This window comes from Clostridium sp. CM036 (assembly GCF_055081135.1).
The window spans coordinates 1,933,251-1,958,497 of the sequence record NZ_CM143652.1 but is presented as its reverse complement, the minus strand read 5'-3'; the positions used below and the strand labels follow the sequence as shown (position 1 = coordinate 1,958,497).

Below are 25,247 nucleotides of genomic sequence, written 5' to 3'. Positions count from 1 at the left end.
TAAAAATGTACGTAGAGTTTAATAATAAAATTGTAGATAGCAAGGATATAAAAGATATAATTGAAAAAAATACAGAATTTAAAGTAGTTAAAGACATGAGTAAAGGTTCAAAGAGAAATGATATATTAGCTTTTAATTTAAGTGTAGAAATAAATACATTAAATGACCTAATGGAAGGTGAATTTAATTTAAATGAATTAACAGAAGATGAATTATTCGATGAATACTTATCACTGGCAGAAGAAATTGCAATGGACATTGAAGAATACGTTCCTGACGGTGCTATTATGGACATTAAGTCTTATAAATGGGATAAATCAGATGATGGGATAAAGTTAGTTATAATTATAGCATCAGAGGATACTACAGAATTAAAATTAAAGGATATTATGAGGAAACTTATAACTCAAGTGGAGTAAAATTGCAGACTAACGTTGAAATAACTAGGGTTTACAAGTAACCAATCTTTTGATTTGGTCTATATGCCACCCCTTTGCCACCCTTAATTATTTTTGGGTGGCAAATATATTTTCAAGAATATTTACAGTATCATTTTTCATTTTTAAGGTTACATGAGAATAAGTATCCATAGTGGTGCCTATTTTGCTATGTCCAAGTCTTTCTTGAATATCTTTTGGAACAGTGCCACCTTCTAAAAGAATGGTGGCATGAGTATGTCTTAAAGAATGAAAATTATATTTAATTCCTAACTCATAATTAACTACACGAGATATATATATTAAACTATTATTTGAGACAAGTCCACCATTTTCTTGAGTACATACAAAATCATTTTTAGTATAAAATTCACCATAATATAAAAACAGTTAAGAACTTAAGTATTAAACGAGAACTAATAAAGGCGTGTCAAGATGATCTAAACATGGTGTATGGAGAAAATATAGACATAAGAGACGTAATTGCTACCTTAGAAACTAAGATGTTTAGCGCAAGCGATATGTACGAAGAAAAAACAGTAAACTTAGAAGAACTAATGACTCAATCAATAGATTTAATTGATAATGGATATAAAAATGGGGGACAACTACTAGGAACGACTACAGGATATAAGCCTCTTGATAATGCTATAAATGGTTTTGTAAAAGGAGATTTACGTATTATAGCTGTAAGGCCTAGTATGGGCAAAACTGCACTGAGTATGGAAATGTTAAACAAACTACCTCCTGGGAAAAAAGGCTTAATATTTGAAATTGAAATGCCTAAAGGTAAATTAGGAATAAGAATGTTAGCACCCAGGACATGCATAAACCAACAAGATTTAAGCAAAGGATTAATAAAAGATACTGACTTTAGTGTGATCCAAAAGGAAGCTGAAAAAATGGCATTTAAAAATATAGTCTCATAACTTAACTTAGTGGTCAAGTATTAATACTATGATTCTGAGATAAGATTTGATACAGTTTTGATGCCCTTTTATTAAAATTCACTTAAAACCAAATAAGTCTCAAAAACGAACGTTTTTGAGACTTGTTTATATATTTCAAATAATTTAACTAACTCATTTTGAGAGAATCAACAAAAGCATTATCATTTAATGCAGTCTTTGATAACCATTCTAAATAGGATTACTTTTTTCTATTTTAAATATATGCTATGAATACTTCCATTTTCAGCAAAAATCCTACTATCTAAATTTAAAATTTTAGATTCAAAAATTGTAACTTTATTGCTATCATTATTCCAAAATACTCCATTAGGGTTAAGTATATTAAAATAATTTATATCTTTAAGCAATAAAATCTTATTAACTATTTCGTTTCCATTAAACTTTGCTGCATATATACTCCATACTCCTTTATAATCTTCACCACTATATGTTGCATAAACAATTTTGTTTTCATCCGGCGAAATCCAAAATGGTACAATATGGCTTCCTATTGATTGTGCGAATTTATTTGTTTTTTTACTATTTACATCATAAATAAATAAGCCATCTTCCCCATTTATGTTTCCTTCAAAAACTATTTTTTGTCCTTCATTAATAACAGCAAAACCATAGTTAACTATACGGTTTTTTTGTGTCTTTGCTTCAGCAGATGGTAAAACCATCACAGGTTGCACTTTCCCATCATCTGTAGTTATCTTATAAATGCCTTCTGTTATAATTGTTTTTTCATTGTTTTTTGTTTTAGCAGTCCCTACAAAGTAAACATCTTTTCCATTATTACTATAAACACCTGCTAATTGATTTATTCTCTGATTACCCTCTTTAAATTCTTTCAATTTGTCATTCTCCACGTCATATACAACTATTGATGGGCTTTTAGCAAATGTTAATCCTACTATATATTTACTATTTATAGACCATTGTCCCAGCATATTGCCTTTCACATTAATTTTCTTCTTGGAATTGCTTTTTATATCAACTATATAATAACAGCTTTCATCATTTTCCTTTGTGTTATACATATACTTTGTTTTATCGGGAGAAATTGTAGCACCATCTTCTAAATTGGAAGGTGACTTTTCAAAAGTAGATAAGTTAAGTTTATAGGTGCCTCCTCTAACCTCCTTAATAAATTTAAGTTCTTCTTCTTCATTTGTATTTTCATTATCAATCTTTTCAAATTTCTCCTCTATATCCTTTCTACTGAGGCCTATTTGAACAATAGCTTGGTTATCTCCTACCAGGCCTATCATATTATTAAGTCCTTCTATTCTATCTGTTTTTTCACTCTTTACTACTTGCAGTGGTTTATATTCATCTGGGGCGATTGCCTTTATTTTGTTATAAGGCAGCACTACAGAATTATTACTTGCCATTAAGGGCTTGGAGTATGAATATACTACACTCACTGCCCCTAACACTAATATCCCTACAACTACAGCCCCTACTTTCCAATTCTTATTTCCTTGTCCCATAATTTCTTCCTCCTAAATTTAAATTTTATAAGTTAATTATAAACAAAAGTTGTGACATTGAGTTAACACGATGTTACAATGTTGTAAACTTTTAGAGGAATTACTATATGTACTTCAGTGCCTTTTCTCTCTTCACTAATTATTTTTATACTTCCATTATGTTTATCTATAATTTTTTTTACTATAGATAGTCCTAATCCAGAACTTCCTGCTTCTCTTGAAGTTTGTTTATTCACCCTATAAAAAGGTTCAAATATCATTTCTAACTTATTAGAAGGTATTCCTTGTCCTTTATCTTTAATAATTATATTACAGTTACCATTTTCCTTGGATAACTTCACATTTATAGTAGAGTTAACATTGCCATACTTAATAGAATTATCTATTATATTTATAATTACCCTTCTAATCTCGTTTGGATTACCTAATACAATAACCTCTTTATCTATAACTTTTTCTATATGTATCTCATATTTATTTGCTCTTATTTTCATATCATTACATGCTGCACCTAAAATTTGTGATACGTTAACTTCTTCTTCTATATTTGAGATCATGTTTGATTCAACCTTTGAGATTTCCAATAGTTCAATTACCATGCTATGCATTCTTTCACTTTCATCATTTATCTTGTTCATACTTTTTCTAGCGAATTCTTTGTCCTTAAAGTCTTGCTTAAGAAGTATTTGACAATATCCAGATATTATAGTCAAAGGAGTTTTCATTTCATGAGTTATATTATCAAAAAAAACTTTCCTATGGCCTGCAATCTTTCTTAAATCATCTCTGTCATTTTCTATAGTTTCTATTTGATTTTTTATCTTGTTTTTCATTTTATTAAAATTTAAGGATAGTTCCTCTATCTCATCCTTAGAATTAATATTTATATCCTCTTCAAAATTGCCTTTTGAAACCTCTTTTGTAAACTTGCTCAATTTCAATATTGGTATAGTTATTTTTGTAGCTAACAATACTACAAATAAGAAAATCACTCCGAAAACTAATAATACAAAGGTATTGGTTAGCTTTAACAAATTTTTACTAGAACTAAATATTTCTGAATAATCCATAACAGATCTAACAATTCCTATACTTTTTTTGTTGTTTATAATAGGACATGAAAAAACAACTAAATATTTATCTTTAACGGGTACTATTGTAAATGCAGACTTGTTATTAATAGATAGTTTTAAATCTTCATCACTATAATTATTTTTATTATCACTATCTTCATAATTTAGTACTTTTCCATTTGCATTTGCAGAATCAACTAAAAATTTTCCTTCGTATGAGTAAATCATTATTCTATTTCCAACCTTTATAGACAAATCTGAAGCTATACCATTGCTAGAATTATTAAAATTATTAGAATACATATCCTTATTTTTCAATTCAAAATACTGTCTTAAATATGTGTTCAAATCCTTTTCAAAGGTTACTAATTCCTTACTTATTATCTCTTCATTGTTTTCTACAATAAGCTTATTCATGAAAAAGCTCATTGTGTTATACCCTATATAAAATATAACTAAAAAACCAATGATAAATTTACGCTTTATAGACATTTTCATGAAAAATATATCCCCTTCCTACATAATTTTATACCCTACTCCAAATACAGTTTTTATAACAGAGTTATTTTTATCACTAGATAATTTTTTTCTTAACCTTTGAATATGAACATCTACAGTTCTGCTTTCACCTTCAAAATCAAACCCCCATATAGTTTCTAAAAGTTTATCGCGTGAAAATACTTTTCCCCTATTCTCTGCAAGTTTATATAGCAATTCATACTCTTTTGCTGTAAGATTCACTAATTTATCTCCCTTAAATACTTCATAATTATCTTTAAATATTGTTATGTTTTTTTCTAATTTTATAATATTTTCTTTATCCTTAATGTTTTTAAATTGTTCTATCCTTCTTATACTAACTTTTGCTCTTGCAACTACTTCTCTTATGTCAAAAGGCTTGGTAATATAATCGTCTGCTCCAAGTTCTAAGCCTACTACTTTGTCCATAATATCATTTTTTGCCGTAAGCATTATTATAGGGATTTTATATTCTACCGATACTTTCTTACATATTTCAAAACCACTTATATCAGGTAACATTAAATCCAGTATAATTAGTTCTATATATTGATTTTTTAAGATTTTTAATCCTTCTATACCCGTTGCAGCTTCAAAAACTTTAAACCCTTCTTCTTTAAATGAATATGTCAAAATTTCGCTTATACATTCATCGTCCTCAATTATAAGTATATTATTATTCATAGCATGGCCCCCTTACTTCAATAAGTATACAATACAGTTGTTACAAATTTATAACATATATCTCAAAATATCGAGCCAAATACTGTACAAAGTTCAATAACAAATTTGTATATTAAAATAAATGCTGAATTGAGAGTTGTATAAAGGGCAAATCGGTAGTCAATATATAGTTATTGATAGAAACAAAAGTAGTATATTAATTTTGCCCCTTATAGGTTGAATTAAATAGGTATTACTTAAACTTAGTTAAAAAGCAAAATGGCTAGGTATAAAGGATTGACGATATTTTAAACTTAATAAGAACTGCTTCTTTCGAATCTGAAGGTCGAAGGTTGTACAGGTCAAAATTGGAACCGTTAAATGTGTAATGAATATTCTATTGAATACCAGCTAAAGGAACATAATTGAACAATAGAGAAATGTTTATGGTGTGATTAGAAAATATAAGGGTTATAAAAAGGGTAGCAAATTTATCGTATGCCACCCTTTTGCCACCGCTCTATAAAAGATAATTAGATACAATTACTTAATATTTAATCAAAAATAATATTTTACACCTCATAGATGGCTTAATATCAATGATTATATGGTTGTTTATAATATATATAGATAAGTTGAAATACAAGGTGTAAATATATAACTCAAGTGGAGTAGTAACAAATAAACTAATGAAACAAAGTAAAGAGTAAATAAGACGATATGATTCTTATTTGTTATAAAAGCCTCATACTATAAATCTAGTATGAGGCTTTATCCTATTAAAGATTATTTTTTTATTATTATAATGTAGCTACTCAAGCTATATTCCATTTCAATTGTTTAAAACATGTCCTTCTTATTCAAGAAATATATAACAAATATTACGATAAGTCCAATTAATGCAACCACATACCAAAAACCCACAGCATTAGCGGAAAACGGTATTCCAGATAGGTTCATTCCAAATAGCCCAGATATCATATTAGGTATAGCCATAACTATAGTAATAGCAGCAAGAAATTTCATTACTATATTAAGTTTATTTGATATAACAGAGGCATAGGCATCCATAGTACCATTTAAAATATTACTGTAAATAGTACACATCTCTATAGCCTGTCTATTTTCAATAATGACATCATCTAATACGTCTTTATCTTCTTCGTATTTTTGAAGAATGTCTAATTTAAGCATTTTCTCTAAGGTAATTTCATTTCCCTTTAAGGAAGTGGAAAAATACACAAGAGATTTTTCGAGTGCCAATAATTGAATAAGTTCTTTATTTCTTAAGGTCTTGTGAAGTTGTTTTTCTACTATGTAGCTTTTTTTATCAATTTGTCTTAAGTATATTAGATAATAGTTGGCAATTCTATATAAGATTTGTAGCATAAACCTTGAACGCTTAAAGGTATAAAAGGAGCTGATTTTCCCTTCGGCGAAATCTGACAATACTTTACTGTTTATCAAACAAACTGTAATTATTACTTTGTCAGTATGAATCATAGCTATAGGGTAAGTGTCATAGGTAAAGAGTTATCATCCATAGCTGTAAAGGGAATATCCAATATAATTAATGTACAATCTTCTATGTCAATACGGGAGGTTTCTTTTTCATCCAAAGCAGCCCTTAAAAAATCCATAGGAACATTAGTGTTTTTGAAATTAATATTAATTCTTCATCTGATGGATCAATCATGTTAATCCAACAACCTGGCTCTATATTTTCTAGCTTTGCTAGCTGGTTGTTTTCTACACTACTATATATTGAAATCATTGCAACACCTCCTAGTGTAATTCCCTTTATATTATAGTCTATAAAAGGCAGGATAGACAACTCATAATTATTTTAACCATAGCAATTCGAATACTAAACCACAGTTGACAAGGAAGCTCGAATAATTGATAATAGTATATGTAAAGTTTTTCACATAAATTTAAAAAAATGGAATAATAATAAAGAAAACAGACTAAATATATTGTGGAGTATTATTGGGGGGCGTAAAAATTCATGGATATGTACCCATTATTTACAATTGCTTTAGCATTATCTTTAGATGCTTTTGGAGTAGCTTTATGTATAGGATTAAACAATCAAACTAGATTTATAAATAAGGTAGGTTTTACAATTTCTTTTGGACTATTTCAATTTTTATTATCATATATAGGAGCTTATGCAGGCTTCCTTTTCAATACATATGTAGCTTCAATGCCTACCATAATTGGTGGTATGATTATATCTTTCGTTGGAGTGATTATGATTAAGGAAGGCTTTGAAAATCAAGGGAAGTGTCCACTGCTTAAACCTAAAATGTATTTTGTTTTAGGGATATCCGTAAGTATAGATGCAATGGTGGTAGGATTTACGGTATTAAATAATATAACAAATGCTATATTATTAAAAAATACACTATTCATTGGGGGAATAACTCTAGTAATGTCAATAATGGCCTTTGTAATTTCTAGATACCTAAAAAAAATAGAAATTGTAGGAAAATATGCAGACTACATTGGAGGAATAATCTTAATAATTTTCGGTCTAAAAATGATGTTTTTTTGAAAGGGAGGATGATATAAATGTTAAACAAATTAAAGGATTTAAATTCATTTAAGGCATTTAAATATTTTAAAGAGATGAACGAGATCCCAAGAGGTTCCGGCAATGAGAAAGCTGTAAGTGATTGGTTAGTAACCTTTGCAAAAGAACATAATTTGAAAGTTATCCAAGACACCGCATTAAACATTATAATTAAAAAGCCTGGTACTCAAGGTCGAGCTAATGCTCCAAAGGTAATACTTCAAGGTCATATGGACATGGTCTGTGAAAAAAACATAGGGATAAAGCATGATTTTTTAAGAGACCCTATTGAGTTTATTGTAGAGGATGATTTTTTAAGGGCAAATGGGACTACACTAGGCGCGGACGATGGAATCGCAGTAGCATTAAGTCTTGCAGTACTTGCGTCTAATGATATACCGCATCCACCAATAGAGTTATTAGTAACTACAGAGGAAGAAACGGGTATGGGCGGAGCTCAGGCAATAGATCCTAAGAATTTAGATGGAAGAATATTAATAAATATAGATTCAGAAGAAGAAGGAAAACTTTTAGTAAGTTGTGCAGGGGGAGTGCGTGAAAAAATAAGGCTTCCAATAATTTGGGAAGAAGCAGATAAAAACTTTATAAGCTGTGAAATAAGACTAAGAGGATTAAGAGGCGGCCATTCTGGAATGGAAATAAACAAAGAAAGAGGAAACGCTAACAAAATTATGGGACGTTTTTTAATGGATTTAAGATCAGTTATAGATTTTAAAATAAACTCTATAAATGGAGGAGCTAAAAATAACGCAATTCCTCGTGATGCTGATGCTATTATATTGTTTAGAGAAAATGATAAAAAAATAGTTAATGAAAAAATATCACAGTGGAATTCTACATTGAAAAATGAATTAAATACTATTGATCCAGATGTTGATTTAACTATTAAAATATTAGAAAATAAAGTAAATAAGATTTTTTCAGATGACACCGCTACAAAAGCACTTCAAATACTTTTCTTAATTCCAAATGGAGTTAAAAGTATGAGTATGGCGATTGATGGATTAGTGCAAAGTTCAGCAAATATAGGGATTCTTACGACGAGTGATGAAAATATAGTATTTGACTCTGCAATAAGAAGTTCTGTAAAGACTTTAAAGAAAGCAATATGCGATGAAACTATAGTGCTTGCAGAAATGGCAGGAGCAACTATTGAATTTGAATCTGAATATCCAGAGTGGCAATACAATCCAGATTCTAAAATAAGGAGTATACTAGAGAAAGCATATACTGATTTATATGGTAAAATGCCTGAAATAGCAGCTATTCATGCAGGCCTCGAGTGCGGATTATTTAGTGAAAAGTTTGAAGGAGATATTGATCAAATATCTTTTGGACCAAATATGTATGATGTACACACACCGAGTGAACACCTAAGTATTTCATCAACAGAGAGGACATGGGATTACTTAGTAGCAATATTAAAAGAAATAAAATGATCAGGTACATGAAATAGATAAAGCTACTTTAGTAGATAAAGCTACTTTAGTAGATAAAGCTACTTTAGTAGATAAAGCTATTTTAATGGCTTATAAAAAGGCTCCTACTTTTGTAGAAGCCTTTTTATAAGCATTGCTTGTATTCATGACCATATTGAGGTATATTATAATTGTTATAATAATGTAGTAAGGTGATGTATATAGATGAATATAATTTCATATTTAAAAGAGAATAATATTAAAGTAACTAATGCAAGAAAAAGCATATTAGAAATTATAATTTGCAGTAAAGATGCTATAAATGCAAACCTAATATATGCTCTACTTAAAAAAGAGAATATAAAAATAGATTTGTCCACGGTATATAGAACCCTAGATTTGCTAGAGGGTAAAAAGATTTTAAATAAGTTTGATTTGGGGAATAATATGTATAATTACACTATAAATAACAATTCCCACAACCATGTAATTGAGTGCGATTTATGTCATAAGAAAATGGTCATAGATTGTCCAATACCCCAAATAGAAGAACAAATAAAAGCAAAGACAGGAATAACTCTTACAGAAAGCCATGTTTATTTAAAAGGCATATGTAAAGAATGTAAAAAATAAGAGAGGATGAGATTTATGCAATTTTCTTCATTGGTATTAATGGAAGTAGATAAAGAAACTAATCAATTTGTTAAAGAGCTTGGAAGTTATGAAACTTCTGAAGGGGCAGAATTTGTTACAAAATTAAATTATTCTGGAGAACTGATCAACTTGACGTTTGATACTCATGATGATGTGGAAGAGTGGCAATTTACAGCAATTTATGATTGCTTTAATGAAGAAATTTTTAGGTCTAAAGGTTATTCTATTGAAGCAGTAGATGATGAGTATAACCCAACTTGGTTAGTTAAGTTCAAATATTCTGACGAGCATATGATTGTTAGGGAAGATTTAATCAAAATTTGTGAATTAATAAAGCAAGAACTTAAAGAAGTTTTTATTAAAATTAAAGAAAAAGAAGAAGAGTACAAATAGAGATTGTATACGTAGAAGATGCTATATGAAAAATAAACTAGGGAACCTATTAAATTTTATGAAATAGATTTGTTGAAATGCAATAACATTGCGGTGCAGTCAATAATATAAAAAATATAAATTTGAGTAGGAGAAAAATATGAAAGAAAAAAATATAAAAGCCATTATAACTGGTTTTACTCAGCAAAATGGATATTTTTTAGAGGAAATAATAAGTAAGAATAACAATTTGAATATGTGGACAGTGAGCAAAGTTATAGGTGGAGAGTCGTATCGGTTAATATTTATGATGTCGCTTAGCCTGCATCAATTAATACAATATGACATTCCAGATGACAAAAACAATATATATATACTATTTTCTAATGATGAAATCAATAAGGAAGAAGTTTCAAAAGAGATTGCAATAAATAATTTATTAGAGAAATCCTTAATTAGAGTGAATGTTTTGGAGAAAAAAGTGAATTATTCTGGAAATGTAAATTCACAAGTGGTTCAAGATTTAGCTTCCGTAATGAATAATACAAATTTACATAGTGATAGTGAAAAAACAAGTGCAAGAGATAGACCTTGGGTTACTATGATAATTATAGCTATAAATGTAATGATGTATATAGTTACAGCTTATTTGAGTTATGTTTATGCGAAAGGTAGCATATTTAATAGTGACATCAAAATTCTAATTTTACTAGGTGCGAAAGTTAATGGGCTAATTGCACGAGGCCAGTATTTTAGACTCATTTCTTGTATGTTTTTACATGGCGGACTTGTGCATTTAGGGGTCAATATGTATTCACTTTATGCCATTGGGGCAATGGTTGAGAGGGTTTATGGAAAGATAAAGTATATTGCTATTTATTTTGTTTCTGGAATATGTGCATCAATGCTTAGTTATATCTTTTCAACAAGTGTTTCTATTGGTGCCTCTGGTGCAATCTTTGGACTACTCGGGGCAGTGCTTATTTTCGCAATTAAGTCTAAAGGAAAAACTGGAAATGATTTTATAAGAAGTATTTTATCGGTTATATTTATAAATATATTTATAGGAGTTACTCTACCAAACATTGATAATTTTGGTCATATAGGTGGACTAATTGGTGGCATAATTACATCATTTTTAATTAGTTTTAGAGCGGAAATCTAATAGTCACCATTAAATAAACAGACCCCCGAAGATTTAACTTCGAGGGTCTTAAAAACTTTAGGCAACTCCATTATTATGTCTATCTCTGATAATATTAATTAAATCCTCATGATCTATAGTTTCCTTCTCAATTAATAAAGCAGTCATAGCCTCTAAAGTTTCTTTATCACCTAATAGGATATTTTTAACATCTTCATATAGTTCTGAGATTAAATTTTTACATTCTGAAAGTACTGCTTCTTGATTCGTAAAGCCTGAGTCTTTTAATTGGTTCATAGTAAGTAGTCCTAAAGATTCACCCATACCATATTCTGTTATCATATTTGTTACAAGCTGTGTACTCCTTTGTAAATCATTATAAGCACCTGTGGTTACATGGTCTGATCCAAAGATAATTTCTTCAGCAGCCCTACCACCTAAAAGTACCATTATTTTTTTCTTTAAATGTTCCTTGTTCTGGTATAGCGTGTCTTCAGGAATACTTAAAGTATAGCCGCCTGCACCTTTGGTAGTTGGAATTATAGTTACTTTAGAGACTTTATCCTTAGGTAACATCTTAAGTGAAACAAAAGCATGTCCTGCTTCATGGAAAGCGGTAATTTTTCTATCCTTGTCTTTAATGTAATCCCTATCAACTTTTTCATAACCAGCTAGCATTATTGAATAAGCTTTATCTAAATGTTCATTTCCAATAAACACAGAATTGTCTTTGCATGCAATAATAGCAGCTTCATTAGTTAAGTTCTCTAGCTTTGCACCTGAAAAAGATGAAGTTTTATGTGCCCATTCACTATAATCTATATCTTTAATAGGTTTATTTTTAAGGTGAAGTTTTAAGATTTTCTCTCTGGCAGATACATCAGGCAAAGTAACTTCAATATGCCTATCAAAACGTCCAGGTCTTAGTAGAGCTTCATCTAACATATCAAGCCTGTTGGTTGCTGCAATTATAATTATGCCCTCTGTTTCATTAAAACCAGACATCTCAGTTAAAAGAGCGTTAAGTGTTTGATCTTTTTCGTCAGAGCCCCCGCCGCGTCCGTTATCCCTTTTTTTACCAATAGCGTCGATTTCATCAATAAAGATAACTGCTCTGCCATGACTTCTTGCTTTCTTGAATAAGCTTCTAATTCTCCCAGCTCCAACCCCTACATATATCTGAACGAAATCAGAACCGGATACCGCATAAAATGGAACGTTTGCTTCTCCTGCTACGGCTTTTGCAAGTAAGGTTTTACCAGTTCCAGGGTCTCCATATAAAATTACTCCTTTTGGCATTCTAGCACCATATGCGGAATATTTTTCAGGGTTTTTAAGGAAATCCACTACATCCTGTACACTATCTTTAGCCTCATCATTACCTGCTAAACTATCAAAGTTAAAACCTATATCCTTTACTGCGGTAACATCAAGATTCGTAGATGAGAACATACTTTTAGATTTTATCTTTGTATGTTTGAAGGACATAATTCCAAGTGCTATAAGTGAAAGCACAAATCCTGCAATTGATGCTATTTCAGCAGGATTTGTTAGAGTTTGCTCAGAAACATCTATACCATTCTTTAATAAACCTTCTTTGAAATTATTAGTTCTTGGATTATCAGTTTCATAAACAGTGCCATCTTTAAGTTTAACTTGAATTTTAGGAGCGGTTGTTACGTATACAGTTGAGACAGTCCTTAACGAGGCATCTTTAAGAAAATCGGTATATTGTTTATTTGTAGGTGGTTTAAAGGGATTACTCACAAAAACAAGTAATACTAACGAGCAAATTGCGGTGATAACAGGAAGTAAAATATATTTGTTCTTAAGTTTAATCATATGATAGAAGCGAGAAACCACTATGCTGTTTAAATCAGCCGTGGAATCGCCTCATTCACCATCCTTTCGAGTAAGGCACATTCAAATAAACAATAAGTCAGTATAGGGGCCTATACTGGGCTAGTACATTTATTTGAATGTGCCTAATATTTTTTTCCTTGTTTCTAATATTTAAATGGTATACTAATATATCTGTTATAGTAGTTTGTGAATTTCAAATGTTATACAAAATTGTATTGAAGAAATATCAACTTATAATGGCTATTATAATATTTTTATGAGGCCTTGTCCATTGAACCTAATAGAATTTGGAAATGTAAATAATGTAAAAATTATAATTGATAAATTCATTATTTGTTGTATACTTTATTTAAGGTTTAACACTAGGATAGATTTAAAAAAGGAGAACAGATAAAATGGGAAAGAAAGTTTATGCAATAAAGGAAGGATTTAATTTTAGTACTAATAAAAAAATAGTGAATAAAATAGTTGGCACTTGGGCAGAGTGCTTAAAATATGTAAAAGGTGTAAAAGGTGCTAAATATAAGAGTTTTGAGGATATAAATGAAGCTAAAAAGTTCTTAAGTGGGGTAGGAGATGTATTAAAAAAAATAGATAATAATTATCCGGAAAATTGCCTTCATATTTATGTTGATGGCAGCTACAATTCTGCCACGGAGGAGTATAGTTATGGAATGGTAGCTACGCGGAATGATGTAGTTATACATATAGAGAGCGGTGCAGGGAAAAGCGATACAGCAAAAAATATAAGACAAATAGCAGGAGAACTAGAAGGTGCATTAAAAGGTGTGCAGTATGCTCAGAACAAAGGTGAAAAGAAAGTAGTAATATTTCATGATTATGTAGGGATTTGTTACCATGCTACAGGATTTTGGGATAGAAAAGAAGAATCATCAAAAAAATATTATGAGAAAATGCAAGAATTAATGAGTAGTGGAATAGAAGTTATATTTGTTAAGGTGGATAGTCACACGGGAGATTTATTTAATGAGCTTGTTGATGAAAAATGCAAAGAAAGGTTAGGTATAAAATCAGATAAAGTTGTAGAAAAATGGTTACTTAAAAATATTATAAATGTAGCAAGTGACGTTGTAAAACAAGAAATTCTAAAAATAGCGAGCAATGGAGAGTCGAACATAATTGTTATAAATTCTAATGATGAGAAAAGTAAAGAAGAAATTAAGGTAGATGGGTTTAGCAATATTCTTAGTGAATATATCTTAAATCCAGAAGATGTAAGGTCGGTAATAGATAATCTAAGTAGTTCCGATAAAACAAATTTTATTACTTATTTATTAGATAAAATTAAAAAAACACAAATATAATATGAATATGGGGGAGGAATACATTGGGAAATATTTTTAATAGCAGAATAATAGAACCATATTTCTATTGTAGTGGGAGTATTTTAACAGAGGTTAATCAAGGGTTTCTTGATTTTACAGGATATTCATTGGATGAATTGTTAGGTAAATCACTTATAGAAATAGGGGAAATGCTTAAAATCAATTCACAAATATTTCTTGATAGTATAATCAGTGAGTACTCGGGATATATATTCACAAAATCCCTCAGTGCAAGAGAAGTAAATATATCTCTTTTTCATGATACCGAGGCAAATATAAAAAAATATACTTTTGTTGAGGAATTAAATTCTAGACTTGATGAAAAACTCATTTTTGTAGAACAAATATTTGTAGATGAGATATCGGGCGCAGCTGTTTACAGTTTGCCCGATTTAATACTGCTTAGAGCAAATCAGACGTATCTTAATCTTTTAGATTCACCTTTTAATAAAGAAGAAAATAGTATAGGTAGATCTATTAAGGAAATTCTAACAGGGTTTGCAGGAAGTCAAGTTGAAGCTATTTGGAATAATGTTCTTGTTTCGCAAAAGACCAGATATATAAATGAAGTCAGATTTGATGAGTTTGCACGAGGTACAACTTATTGGGAATCTACGCAAATGCCTATATATGAAAACAGAAAGATGAAATACAGATTTGTAACCGCTAATGATATTACTGAAAGGGTTTTAAAAAATAAAAGTATAAAACGACAAAACAAGATATTAGAACAGCAAAAGGAGAAGTTAGAACAATTAGAACAACAGAATATACAGTTAATTAGCGTAATTGAAAATTTATCTGAGGGAGTAATGTTTGCAGATAATAAAGGTGAAGTTATAATGGTGAATGCAGAAGCGAAGAGGTTAGTTTGTCAATCAGACATAGGAATTACCCTAGGCGATGCTTATAAAAACACTAAAGCATTTGATATGAAAGGCAAGGAGATACCATTTGAAAATTTTCCTTCAGTTAGAGCATTAAGAGGCGAAAGAATAAAAAATATTAAGATATTCGTATGCCATCCTAATAAAGAGTATTTTGCTGAAATTAGTTCAATTCCAATTTATAATGCGAGTGGAGAGTTAACTATGATAGTATCATGCTTTCATGATATTACTGAAACAATTAAACAATCTAGAAAAATTGAAGAACAGAAAAAGGAATTAGAAGCTATCATAGAAAATATATCTGATTCTATTGCTATTTTTGACAATAAAGAACGATATGTATTAATTAACAAAGCATCGAGGGAAATGTTTTTCCAATCTTATAATTGCATGGAAAATATAGTTGATGGGTATAAAACATCTGAGTTTTATGATGCTTTTGGAGAAAAAATTGAGACTGAAAATATTCCATCTCATAGAGTTATGAGGGGTGAAAAATTTAAAAACATGAGACTTATAGTAAAGTCTCCTTATAAAACATTACAATTAGATGTTAGTGGAACGCCTATATATGACCTCGAAGGGAAATTTACTTTAGGTGTGATTTGCAGCAAAGATATGACAACCTATTTAAAGCATGAAGAAGCTATAAGAAGCCGATATGAATTTTTGAACAGAATGGTAAATACTTTTGATTTACCTCTTGTCAGATTATCATGTCCTGATTTAAAGATTGTGGATATTAATAAAAAGGCATTTAGTATAATTAAGTTGCTCAGACCTACCGTTAAATCAATGGAGCAAATAAAAAATAATGGGATTGAAGGGTTATTTAAAACATTAGAGACAAGAGAATATTACCAGTGTATTGGTGAAGTGTTAAAAGAAAAGAAAATTAAGTATTTGAATAAAAAAAATCTTTTAATAAATGGGAACGAAGTATATTGGAATATTATTTTTGAACCCATGATTGAATTAAATGGAGAGGTCAGAGAAATATTAATTTTAATAATAGATGTTACTAATGAAATAAAATCTAATATGATCATGGAAAAAGCATTGAAATTACAGGGAGAATTTCTTGTTAACATATCACATGAGCTTAAAACACCTCTAAATGTTATATTTGCAACAGCTCAGTTATTTAATATGTATTGCAATAGTGGGTCCCTGGACGAGAAAAAGGATTCAATTATTAAATACATTGAATCAATTAAGCAAAATTCCTATAGATTATCTAAAATTATTAATAACATAGTTGATTTATCAAAAATTGAAGCAGGATTCTTTAAACTAAATCTATCAAATAACAATATAGTTGAAGTTGTAGAAGAAATAGTTATGTCTGTAACTGCACTAACTGAAAGTAAAGGATTAAATATTATTTTCGATACGGATATAGAAGAAAAAATTATTGCTTGTGATACAGAAAAGGTAGAAAGAATTGCATTGAATCTTATATCAAATGCGATAAAATTTTCAGATGAAGGTGATGAAATATTTGTGGACATTAAGGATATGAACGAGTATGTAGAAATATCAGTGAGGGATAATGGCATTGGTATTGAAGAAGAGCACTTGGATATGATATTTGATAGATTTAAGCAGGTAGATAAATCTCTATCAAGAAATGCAGAAGGTACAGGCATTGGCTTAAGTTTGGTTAAGTCGATTGTAGGATTACATGGTGGTAATATATATGTTGAAAGTAAATTTGGGAAAGGAAGTAAGTTTACAGTTGTGCTTCCTTCAAAAAAGGTACTTCATGAAAATATGATATATAGTAGCAATGTGAGAAGTAAAAACGAAAGTATACAAGTTGAACTGTCAGATATTTATTCGTAATGTCGTTATACTTTATGAAAATTTATAAAAACTTTAAGTTATGACATTAATATTTGTGAATTATTAGCTTTTTTAATGTCAGATATAAAGATAAAGTTTAAAAAAAAGAGATTAATTATTTGAAAAATGCACATCCTATAAAGAGTAAATAAACTAAAGAAGGAAAGGATGTGTAACTTATGCATAATAAATTTATATCAACAATTACAGCAGGGGCAATAATTGGAGTAGCAGCAGGTGTAATGCTAATTCCTAATATGGACAGGAGCACAAAAAGAAGAGCTAAAAAAGCTGGTAAAGTGGTAATGAATATGGCAGGAGATATGTATGATAACGTGAAGGATTATATTTTATAAACATAATTAGAAAACTCCAAACTATATTAATAAATATATAGTTTGGAGTTTTTAATTGAGATCATCATTACGAATTAAAATTCCAAAATATACAAATAAATGTATAGTTTACAATTTTTAATTTTATTAATGAGAATCAAAGAATTGTTCATAAAATTTTAATTTTATAGGTAAACTATGTTATAATTGAATTAAAATTGTCTAAGATTGTTTAAATTAATAATATTTTATATATATTACCATGTTGTAAAGGAAGAGTGATTATGGAAATATTGTCTTTAGGAGAAAAGATAAAGAGGAAAAGAAAAAATTTCAATATGACATTAAAGGATCTTGCAGGAAGCAGAATAACTCCTGGACAAATTAGTTTGGTTGAATCGGGGAAGTCTAATCCCAGCATGGATTTATTAGAATATTTGGCAAATGCCTTAAATACATCTGTTGAATATCTAATGGAGTCGGAAGAGGCTCAAGCTGAGAAAATATGTTTATTTTATGAAAATATTGCTGAAGCACTTATTCTAAATAGTGACTTAATACAAGCGGAGCAAAATATCGAAAAATCTATATGTTATTCTGAAAAATATAAATTGGAATATAGAAAAGCCAGAAATTTATCATTAAGAGGGGATATATATATGGCTAGGGAAGAGGTCGCATCAGCTCAACAGGCTTTTATTTCCTCAAATGTTATATTCATCAAAAATAACTCTTATGAAGAAATAATTGGAACTTTTCTGAAGCTTGGGAAAATAACACTTGAACTTAGGGGTTATCAGTCAGCTTCGAGTTATTTTAAGCAAGCCGAAAAGGTTTTTACGGATAACCAGATTGGAAATGATTTTTTATTAGGTGAAATATATTATTACATAGGGTTTACTTATTTCAAATTAGAAAATATAGAAAAGGCTATAGAATATTCATATTTAGCTCAAGAAAAGTTTAAGCAAATAGATAATAAGAAAGAATACGCTAATTCACTTTTATTATTAGCACATGAATATAATAAAAAAGGCGATATTAAGAATGCTATAAAATATTCAGAGATTACTTTAAAAGTTTTTTATGAAATTAACAATTTAAGTTATGTGTCAGATATAGAAAACAATTTAGGGAGATTATTCTATGAGTTTGAAAACATGGAAGAATCATTTATACATTTAAATAAAGCTAAGGAAATAAGGCAAAAGACTAATGACTTAAAGTTAATAGATACCTTAGTAAATATTTGTGAAAATTATATTAAGCTTAAGTATGTAAATGAAGCTAAGGAAGCTTTAGATCGTATTATAGAATATATAGAAGATGGAAATTATAAAGAGTTATGCCATTACTATTTATTAAAATATAGGGTCGATTTATTAGAAGACAATAAGAATGAAGCAGAAAACACTTTAGTACAAGCACTAAATTTTGTGAAAGAACAAGGGCAAATAAAGGAAGCCGCTGAGATATCTATAATGATTGGAAAGTTCTATATTGAAGGCGGTAGAGGTACGGACGCAGCTAAATACCTAAACGAAGGTGTAGAGTTATTTAAAAAACTAGGAATAATTAAGTAGTTTAACGACATTTCAGAAGGAAAGTCTCCCTCTTCTATAAGAGGGGGTTACGGACTATAACAAAGAAAAAACTTTAGTGGGAATATAAATCTCCTTCTGAAGTCGTTGATATTGCAGCACCGCAGGTGATGATTTAACGACATTTCAGAAGATGATTTAAGTAAAGCTATTTTATGGTTAGCTTCATAAATTAGTTATTTGACTTGTGGATGGGTGATGAGGATGGAAATATTATCAACGGGAGAAAAAATAAAAAGGACTAGAATATACAAAGGATATACATTGAGAGAAATATGCGATGACAAGATCTCAGTGTCTAAAATGAGCTGTATAGAAAATAACAAGGTCATGGCGGAACGTTGGGTACTTGAACTGATTAGTAATAAATTGGACATAGATCTTGAATATTTAAATGAAAACGTGTTTGATCAAATTGAGGAAAACATTAAGGAGTTGAAACAGAATGACATGAATGTCATTCATGTAAATGATATAAATGATATCAATGATGATGCATTTGAAGCTAAAGTATCTTATAATTTGAAGTTTGCTGAAAAATATAATTACTATGATTTAGCAATTGAACTAATACATATGTTGTTTAATTTTTACTTAGATAAAAAAGACTTTGAGAAGACTCAATTAATTACTTCAAAATATTATGATTTACACCTAAAAACATCAATAGAGGATAATCAATTAACTTACTATATAGACATGGCAAGACGCTTATATATAAAAGAAGATTATCTTCAAGCCTCGAGCTATTATTGTAATGTGAGAAAAGGGTTAAAAGCGAGCAAGACGCCTAATTATAAAAAAATAATAACGGTAACTTATAGTGAGGCTGCCTGTAACATTATGCTTGGAAATTTTGAACGCGCTTATCATGTGGGAATAAGATTATTAGATTTACTTAAGCACGTGGATACAGAATTTAAAGCGGCCGAGATATATCATATGTTGGCTATGCTATCTATAAGAGTGAACAATGGTAAGTTCCAAGAATATGAAAAAAAGTCGTATAAGCTGTATAAAGATGAAAATTCTAGTAAGGCAATAGCTATTTTTAATTATGGATCCACAATGTTCGACTGTAATATGAAAGATAGAGCAGTTGAATATATCAATAAGGGTTTAAGCGTATATCCTAGGGGCGATAAGAGAGGACTAGTTAGCTTTATGCTAGATATCGTTAAAGAGCTTATTAAAAATGACGTAATAGAGTTCGCACAGTCTATTTCGGATGAAGTGTTAAACTATGCAATTAATTTAGATGATATTAAATTAATTGAAAAAAGCTATTATTATAAAGCTATTATTCTTGACAGACAAGGAAAGGCATCTAATGCAGAGATGTATATGAACTTGTCTTTAGATTCATTATTGAAATTCGGTGCGAAGCAAAATATATATTCGCGTTACTTAGAAATGGGAAGTATGTATCATAAACTTGGTAATGTAGCTGATTCTATAAAGTATTTCAGTTTAGCGGTCCAATTAGAAAAAAAGATGTAGGTTTGGAATTATCCAAGTCCTACATCTTTTTTTATTTTATTTAGAAGTTTCTCTATTTATTATAAATTGTTTAGCTTTAATTTCTAAACTATCATCTAAAGAAGTTAAGGCTACTTCATTATATTTATTAGTTAATGCTAGTGTAAGTATTCTGTCTGCGAGCTCAGGATTTTTAGATAAAAGGGAGCCATGGAAATAAGTACAGAATGTATTTTTGTAAACGCAGCCCTCATAACCGTCTTCTCCGTTGTTGCCATAGCCAACTTCAACTGTGCCAAGTGGCTTTAAGTTGTTAATGTAGGTTCTTCCAGAATGATTTTCAAAGCCTACGTAGGTTTCATCAAAAGCTTCATTATGAATAACTGTGTTGCCTATGAAACGTTTATCTCCGCCTTCAGTGTAAATATCTAAAATACCAAGACCATCAAGCTGCACGCCCTCAGGAGTAGTATAATATTTACCAAGCAATTGATATCCACCACAAATGGCTAAAAACACTTTTCCACTTTGTATATATTCTTCTATAGCAGATTTTTTGAATTCTATTAAATCAGGGGAAACTATGGCCTGCTCATAATCTTGTCCTCCACCAAAAAATACAATATCATAATCCTCTACTTTGAAAATATCGCCCATAGATATATTAACAATGGTTACTTTAATGCCACGCAGTTCAGCTCTATGTTTCAATATTAAAATATTTCCTACATCCCCATAAACATTCAATAAATCAGGATATAAATGACAAATGTTAATTTCCATAATATTCACCTTCTAATTTAAATTTTTTTATATTACCAAATTTTATCTATGTATCCTTTAGCGTGTAAAGATTTTCTTAAATTTATCATGGCAGTATAGGTAGCTAGTATATAAACTATTTCACCATCGCAAGCTTTGATTTGATGTAGTAAGGACTCTTCGTCTTTGCATAAGAGGAAGGATTCTGAGGTAAAACCTGCTACTTTAAGTCTTATGGCCATATCATACAAACGTATTCCTGATATCATAATTTTGTTAATATTAAGGCTAGTTAGACGTTCAAAATTAACATCCCAAATCCATGAAACATCTTTTCCATCAGCATAATTGTCATTTAGCAGAAGCGATAAATTTATTTTCCGTTTATCAAGATTAATAGTGTTTACTGCTTCATCATAGCCAGCTGGATTTTTAACTAATATTATTTTAACCTCTTTGCCTTCAATATTAAGGGTTTCTTGTCTGCCAAAGCTACTAGCTACTGTTTTAAGAGAGTGCTCTATAGAGGTATCTTCAAGGCCAAGTAACTTAGCTACGGAATATGCACATAGGGCATTATAAATATTATAAGTACCTGGTTGGTTTATGTAATACTCTTTATTATTAATATGAACAGTGGAACCACTGGTGTTTAAATCAACAATTTTATCCACAGAGTATGTAAGCTTTGGACGTTTATATCCACAACCGCTGCAATAGAAGTCCCCTAGATGGTTGTAGGTAATAAAATTATATTCATAAGGAGATTTGCAGATTGTGCAAAATTTAGCATCAGCATTGATATCTACAATGTTGTTATCATTAACTTTAGTACCGAAACCATAGTATACAATATCATTTTTGAGGTTTAAGTTTCCGAATAAAGATTCGTCCCCATTAAGAAGAAGTGTCGCTGTGGGAGCTTTTTCTACACCTTCTAGTATCTTCTTGAGCGTTGTATACACCTCACCATATCTGTCCAGTTGATCTCTGAATAAATTGGTAACAGTAATTATACGCGGAGATATATATTCAGTTACAAACTTTACATTGGCTTCATCTACTTCTATAACAGCTATTTTTTTCTCGCAAGACTTTTTAAAAGAATAATTTGAAATAAAACACGCAACTATTCCTGTATACATATTTGCTCCAGTATTGTTAGTAATTACTTGCTTATTGCTATCTTTTACGATGCTGTAAATCATGCTTGTTGTTGTGGTTTTTCCATTTGTACCGGTTATGAGTATAACCTCATAATTATTAGCAATTGTTTTTAAAATATTTTTATCAAGCTTTAAGGCAATTTTGCCGGGGAAATTTGTGCCACCTTGAAATAAAAATTTTGATAATTTCATAATAGACTTTGAAACTAATATACTGAGTAACGACTGAATTTTAATGTTGAACACATCCTTTAATTGTACTTATGCACTTAGTTATTATTATTGACATTTATATAGAAAAACTCATCACTAATTTTAAAACGTGAATCTTTGGAGAGGTTACTTAATCTACTTAGTAAATTTAGCTTAGCATAGCCATTTATAGGCGTTGGGCAATAGTCATTTGTATAATTCATAAAAAAAGTCAGTAGTAAAGATGAATAGCTTATTTCATTTTTTCTGTTAATTATTCTTATAGGTGATCCTTTTAAGAAAATGCCTCAACCCCACCATTGTTAAATAAATAATTATATATTTAAGCCAATATATAATTATAACATATTTGCATAAATCTCTAACATATTAATGTAACTCAAAATTAAATAATTTGGATTTTTAGTTATGCATTTATTAGAATATAACTATAACACACAAAACGTTAGATTTAACGACATTTCAGAAGGAAAGTTTCAAACCTCTTTAAGTGGGGGTTCCATACTGTAACAAATACTGTTAGTAACAGAAGCCGAAAACATTTTTTTATATTAATAAAATTTAGTTATCTATAACAATAATAAATTACTATAATGAAGGAATTTATGCATAAAAAGCATCGAAGGAATTTTTTTCAATTTTTATCTTGCATTTTTGTTGGAATGTTGTACTATATTATTATAGTAACTAATTTTATAGGCAGGTTAAATATACTAATTATTTTTAAAATTATTAGATATAGAAATAATGATATTATGTAATTGGGGGTAACATTGTGGTTTGTTTAAAAAACTTGAATTATTTAAATATAAGAACATCAAAAAAAATATACAGGAATTTACCTGTATCCGATCTAGTAAGTTTTGCGCTGCAAAGAGAAGAAGGTACTTTATCAGAATCAGGTGCATTGGTTGTAAACACAGGAAAATATACAGGCAGATCGCCTAAGGATAGATTTATAGTTTCACAAGAAAGTGTTGAGGAATTAATAAATTGGGGCGATATAAATTTACCAATTGAAGAGGGGATTTTTGAAAATTTGTATAGTCAAGTGTGTAAATATTTAAGTGATAAAGATATATTTGTGTTTGATGGTTATGTTGGTGCTATGGAAGAATATAGACTACCTATTAGAGTAGTAAATGAATTTGCATCAGAGGCATTGCTTTCTAATCAATTATTTAGAAGACCAGATAAAACAATGCTTGAGTATCATAAGGCTGAATTCACGGTAATTGCGGCTCCGGGATTTAAAGCAAAAGGAGCAGAAGATGGAGTAAATTCTGAAGCTTTTATTATAATAAATTTTGATAAGAAAATTGTTTTAATTGGTGGAACACAGTATGCAGGAGAAATTAAAAAATCAATTTTTTCAATAATGAATTTTTTATTACCTGGAAAAGGCGTATTCCCAATGCACTGTTCTTCCAATATAGGTAAAAATGGAGACACAGCAGTATTCTTTGGCCTTTCAGGTACAGGAAAAACCACATTGTCGGCAGATCCAGAAAGAAAGCTTATCGGAGATGATGAACATGGTTGGTGTGATAAAGGAGTATTTAACTTTGAAGGTGGATGCTATGCCAAAACTATAAAATTAGATAAAAATAATGAAAGTGAAATTTACTCAGCATTAAAATTTGGTGCATTGCTTGAAAATGTCGTGCTTGATGATAATAATATGCCTAACTATGATGATGATAGCTTAACAGAGAATACCAGAGGCGCATATCCTATAGAATATATCGAAAATGCAGAACTAAGTGGAATTGGTGGACAACCAAGCACTATAATATTTTTAACAGCAGATGCTTTTGGAGTTCTTCCACCAATTTCAAAACTTTCAAAAGAAGCTGCAATGTATCATTTTATTTCGGGATATACAAGTAAGCTTGCGGGTACAGAGCGTGGGATTACAGAACCGAAAGCGACTTTTTCATCTTGCTTTGGAGAAGCTTTTATGCTAATGAACCCTTCAGTTTATGCAAAGCTTTTAGGTGAGAGAATAGACAAATATGACACTGAGGTGTTTTTGGTAAATACAGGTTGGATTGGCGGAGAATATGGGGTAGGTTCAAGAATGAAACTATCATATACGAAAGCTATGGTAAAAGCTGCTCTTGAAGGTAAGCTTAAGGATGTTGAGTATAAAGAACATCCAATATTTAAAGTAGATATACCGGTGGCGGTGCCAAATGTTCCAACAAAAATGTTGAATCCACAAAATACATGGGGAGATAAAGAAAATTATGTTTTAAAAGCTAAAGAATTAGCATTCAAATTTGCTGAGAACTTTAGCAAATTTAAAGGAGTTGCAGAAAACATAAAAAAAGCTGGACCTATATATAAATAATATAAAAACCCGACGGCTAGAAGCATTATAATCCGACGGGTTTTTATGTGATTTTTTGCGTAAATATGATAT

Annotated in this window: 19 protein-coding genes and 2 pseudogenes; 13 read left to right on the top strand and 8 right to left on the bottom strand. The window is 29.8% G+C overall.

All coding sequences use genetic code 11. The features are described from left to right. The first annotated feature begins 5 nt into the window (after positions 1 to 5). On the top strand, positions 6 to 419 hold the full coding sequence (locus ACWJKE_RS09215; RefSeq protein ID WP_220319929.1) for a hypothetical protein: 414 nt from the start codon (positions 6 to 8) through the stop codon (positions 417 to 419). Between the two features lie 87 nt (positions 420 to 506). On the opposite strand, the pseudogene ACWJKE_RS09210 reads toward ACWJKE_RS09215, so the two are convergent. Further along, a pseudogene (locus tag ACWJKE_RS09210) lies at positions 507 to 821 on the bottom strand (tyrosine-type recombinase/integrase); the annotation flags it as partial. Between the two features lie 62 nt (positions 822 to 883). Between ACWJKE_RS09210 and ACWJKE_RS09205 the strand changes: the two are divergent. Continuing rightward, on the top strand, positions 884 to 1,366 hold the full coding sequence (locus ACWJKE_RS09205) for a DnaB-like helicase C-terminal domain-containing protein (RefSeq protein ID WP_220319930.1): 483 nt from the start codon (positions 884 to 886) through the stop codon (positions 1,364 to 1,366). Between the two features lie 230 nt (positions 1,367 to 1,596). Here the strand turns inward: ACWJKE_RS09205 and ACWJKE_RS09200 are convergent, their stop codons facing one another. The 4 genes and pseudogenes from ACWJKE_RS09200 to ACWJKE_RS09185 all read right to left on the bottom strand — a co-directional run bounded on the left by ACWJKE_RS09200 (position 1,597) and on the right by ACWJKE_RS09185 (position 6,912). After that, a complete protein-coding gene (locus tag ACWJKE_RS09200) occupies positions 1,597 to 2,883 on the bottom strand; it encodes a TolB family protein (protein ID WP_220319931.1) in 1,287 nt (428 codons plus the stop codon). A gap of 62 nt (positions 2,884 to 2,945) precedes the next feature. Continuing rightward, on the bottom strand, positions 2,946 to 4,454 hold the full coding sequence (locus ACWJKE_RS09195; RefSeq protein WP_220319932.1) for a HAMP domain-containing sensor histidine kinase: 1,509 nt from the start codon (positions 4,452 to 4,454) through the stop codon (positions 2,946 to 2,948). 18 nt (positions 4,455 to 4,472) lie between these two features. Next, positions 4,473 to 5,159 (bottom strand): response regulator transcription factor, encoded by a 687-nt coding sequence (locus tag ACWJKE_RS09190; protein WP_220319933.1) that lies wholly within the window; start codon positions 5,157 to 5,159, stop codon positions 4,473 to 4,475. An 819-nt stretch (positions 5,160 to 5,978) separates the two neighbouring features. Beyond that, positions 5,979 to 6,912, bottom strand: a pseudogene (locus tag ACWJKE_RS09185) (magnesium transporter CorA family protein). 234 nt (positions 6,913 to 7,146) lie between these two features. Here ACWJKE_RS09185 and ACWJKE_RS09180 point away from each other — a divergent pair. The 5 genes from ACWJKE_RS09180 (at position 7,147) to ACWJKE_RS09160 (ending at position 11,343) form a co-directional block, all read left to right on the top strand. After that, the gene (locus tag ACWJKE_RS09180; RefSeq protein ID WP_165411501.1) at positions 7,147 to 7,695 is read left to right on the top strand and encodes a manganese efflux pump MntP; all 549 of its coding nucleotides are present in this window, start codon (positions 7,147 to 7,149) and stop codon (positions 7,693 to 7,695) included. Positions 7,696 to 7,712: 17 nt separating this feature from the next. Continuing rightward, a complete protein-coding gene (locus tag ACWJKE_RS09175) occupies positions 7,713 to 9,173 on the top strand; it encodes an aminoacyl-histidine dipeptidase (RefSeq protein WP_462956603.1) in 1,461 nt (486 codons plus the stop codon). 204 nt (positions 9,174 to 9,377) lie between these two features. Further along, positions 9,378 to 9,785 (top strand): Fur family transcriptional regulator, encoded by a 408-nt coding sequence (locus ACWJKE_RS09170; protein WP_216302741.1) that lies wholly within the window; start codon positions 9,378 to 9,380, stop codon positions 9,783 to 9,785. A 15-nt stretch (positions 9,786 to 9,800) separates the two neighbouring features. After that, complete coding sequence (locus ACWJKE_RS09165) at positions 9,801 to 10,199, top strand: DUF6762 family protein (RefSeq protein WP_216302742.1); 399 nt, start codon at positions 9,801 to 9,803, stop codon at positions 10,197 to 10,199. Between the two features lie 139 nt (positions 10,200 to 10,338). Next, a complete protein-coding gene (locus ACWJKE_RS09160) occupies positions 10,339 to 11,343 on the top strand; it encodes a rhomboid family intramembrane serine protease (protein ID WP_462958740.1) in 1,005 nt (334 codons plus the stop codon). A 57-nt stretch (positions 11,344 to 11,400) separates the two neighbouring features. Here ACWJKE_RS09160 and ACWJKE_RS09155 read toward each other — a convergent pair whose 3' ends face one another. After that, positions 11,401 to 13,164, bottom strand: coding sequence for an ATP-dependent metallopeptidase FtsH/Yme1/Tma family protein (locus ACWJKE_RS09155; RefSeq protein WP_220286436.1), 1,764 nt, complete (start codon positions 13,162 to 13,164; stop codon positions 11,401 to 11,403). 416 nt (positions 13,165 to 13,580) lie between these two features. Between ACWJKE_RS09155 and ACWJKE_RS09150 the strand changes: the two genes are divergently transcribed. The 5 genes from ACWJKE_RS09150 to ACWJKE_RS09130 all read left to right on the top strand — a co-directional run bounded on the left by ACWJKE_RS09150 (position 13,581) and on the right by ACWJKE_RS09130 (position 20,702). Next, positions 13,581 to 14,510 carry a ribonuclease H1 domain-containing protein gene (locus ACWJKE_RS09150; RefSeq protein WP_220319936.1) on the top strand — a complete coding sequence of 310 codons (930 nt, stop codon included), beginning with the start codon at positions 13,581 to 13,583 and terminating at the stop codon, positions 14,508 to 14,510. Between the two features lie 23 nt (positions 14,511 to 14,533). Next, on the top strand, positions 14,534 to 17,266 hold the full coding sequence (locus ACWJKE_RS09145) for an ATP-binding protein (protein ID WP_462954305.1): 2,733 nt from the start codon (positions 14,534 to 14,536) through the stop codon (positions 17,264 to 17,266). Positions 17,267 to 17,445: 179 nt separating this feature from the next. Beyond that, entirely contained in the window at positions 17,446 to 17,622 is a 177-nt protein-coding gene (locus ACWJKE_RS09140; RefSeq protein ID WP_165411508.1) for a YtxH domain-containing protein, read from the top strand. A gap of 263 nt (positions 17,623 to 17,885) precedes the next feature. Then, positions 17,886 to 19,184 carry a helix-turn-helix domain-containing protein gene (locus ACWJKE_RS09135; protein WP_165411509.1) on the top strand — a complete coding sequence of 433 codons (1,299 nt, stop codon included), beginning with the start codon at positions 17,886 to 17,888 and terminating at the stop codon, positions 19,182 to 19,184. A 222-nt stretch (positions 19,185 to 19,406) separates the two neighbouring features. Then, positions 19,407 to 20,702: a helix-turn-helix domain-containing protein gene (locus ACWJKE_RS09130; protein WP_216302747.1), complete on the top strand. Its 1,296-nt coding sequence runs from the start codon at positions 19,407 to 19,409 to the stop codon at positions 20,700 to 20,702. 36 nt (positions 20,703 to 20,738) lie between these two features. Here the strand turns inward: ACWJKE_RS09130 and ACWJKE_RS09125 are convergent, their stop codons facing one another. Both ACWJKE_RS09125 and ACWJKE_RS09120 read right to left on the bottom strand, forming a co-directional pair. Continuing rightward, complete coding sequence (locus tag ACWJKE_RS09125) at positions 20,739 to 21,464, bottom strand: type 1 glutamine amidotransferase (protein ID WP_216302748.1); 726 nt, start codon at positions 21,462 to 21,464, stop codon at positions 20,739 to 20,741. 32 nt (positions 21,465 to 21,496) lie between these two features. After that, the gene (locus tag ACWJKE_RS09120) at positions 21,497 to 22,855 is read right to left on the bottom strand and encodes a Mur ligase family protein (protein WP_216302749.1); all 1,359 of its coding nucleotides are present in this window, start codon (positions 22,853 to 22,855) and stop codon (positions 21,497 to 21,499) included. A gap of 742 nt (positions 22,856 to 23,597) precedes the next feature. Here ACWJKE_RS09120 and pckA point away from each other — a divergent pair. Beyond that, positions 23,598 to 25,175 carry a phosphoenolpyruvate carboxykinase (ATP) gene (pckA, locus tag ACWJKE_RS09115; protein ID WP_216302750.1) on the top strand — a complete coding sequence of 526 codons (1,578 nt, stop codon included), beginning with the start codon at positions 23,598 to 23,600 and terminating at the stop codon, positions 25,173 to 25,175. Positions 25,176 to 25,247: the final 72 nt, after the last annotated feature.

Excerpts from the sequence above, each read along its gene's own strand:
- ACWJKE_RS09215 (WP_220319929.1), top strand. The coding sequence starts at position 6 with ATGTACGTAGAGTTTAATAATAAAATTGTAGATAGCAAGGATATAAAA.
- ACWJKE_RS09205 (WP_220319930.1), top strand. The coding sequence starts at position 884 with ATGGTGTATGGAGAAAATATAGACATAAGAGACGTAATTGCTACCTTA.
- ACWJKE_RS09200 (WP_220319931.1), bottom strand. The coding sequence starts at position 2,883 with ATGGGACAAGGAAATAAGAATTGGAAAGTAGGGGCTGTAGTTGTAGGG.
- ACWJKE_RS09195 (WP_220319932.1), bottom strand. The coding sequence starts at position 4,454 with ATGAAAATGTCTATAAAGCGTAAATTTATCATTGGTTTTTTAGTTATA.
- ACWJKE_RS09190 (WP_220319933.1), bottom strand. The coding sequence starts at position 5,159 with ATGAATAATAATATACTTATAATTGAGGACGATGAATGTATAAGCGAA.
- ACWJKE_RS09180 (WP_165411501.1), top strand. The coding sequence starts at position 7,147 with ATGGATATGTACCCATTATTTACAATTGCTTTAGCATTATCTTTAGAT.
- ACWJKE_RS09175 (WP_462956603.1), top strand. The coding sequence starts at position 7,713 with ATGTTAAACAAATTAAAGGATTTAAATTCATTTAAGGCATTTAAATAT.
- ACWJKE_RS09170 (WP_216302741.1), top strand. The coding sequence starts at position 9,378 with ATGAATATAATTTCATATTTAAAAGAGAATAATATTAAAGTAACTAAT.
- ACWJKE_RS09165 (WP_216302742.1), top strand. The coding sequence starts at position 9,801 with ATGCAATTTTCTTCATTGGTATTAATGGAAGTAGATAAAGAAACTAAT.
- ACWJKE_RS09160 (WP_462958740.1), top strand. The coding sequence starts at position 10,339 with ATGAAAGAAAAAAATATAAAAGCCATTATAACTGGTTTTACTCAGCAA.
- ACWJKE_RS09155 (WP_220286436.1), bottom strand. The coding sequence starts at position 13,164 with ATGATTAAACTTAAGAACAAATATATTTTACTTCCTGTTATCACCGCA.
- ACWJKE_RS09150 (WP_220319936.1), top strand. The coding sequence starts at position 13,581 with ATGGGAAAGAAAGTTTATGCAATAAAGGAAGGATTTAATTTTAGTACT.
- ACWJKE_RS09140 (WP_165411508.1), top strand. The coding sequence starts at position 17,446 with ATGCATAATAAATTTATATCAACAATTACAGCAGGGGCAATAATTGGA.
- ACWJKE_RS09135 (WP_165411509.1), top strand. The coding sequence starts at position 17,886 with ATGGAAATATTGTCTTTAGGAGAAAAGATAAAGAGGAAAAGAAAAAAT.
- ACWJKE_RS09130 (WP_216302747.1), top strand. The coding sequence starts at position 19,407 with ATGGAAATATTATCAACGGGAGAAAAAATAAAAAGGACTAGAATATAC.
- ACWJKE_RS09125 (WP_216302748.1), bottom strand. The coding sequence starts at position 21,464 with ATGGAAATTAACATTTGTCATTTATATCCTGATTTATTGAATGTTTAT.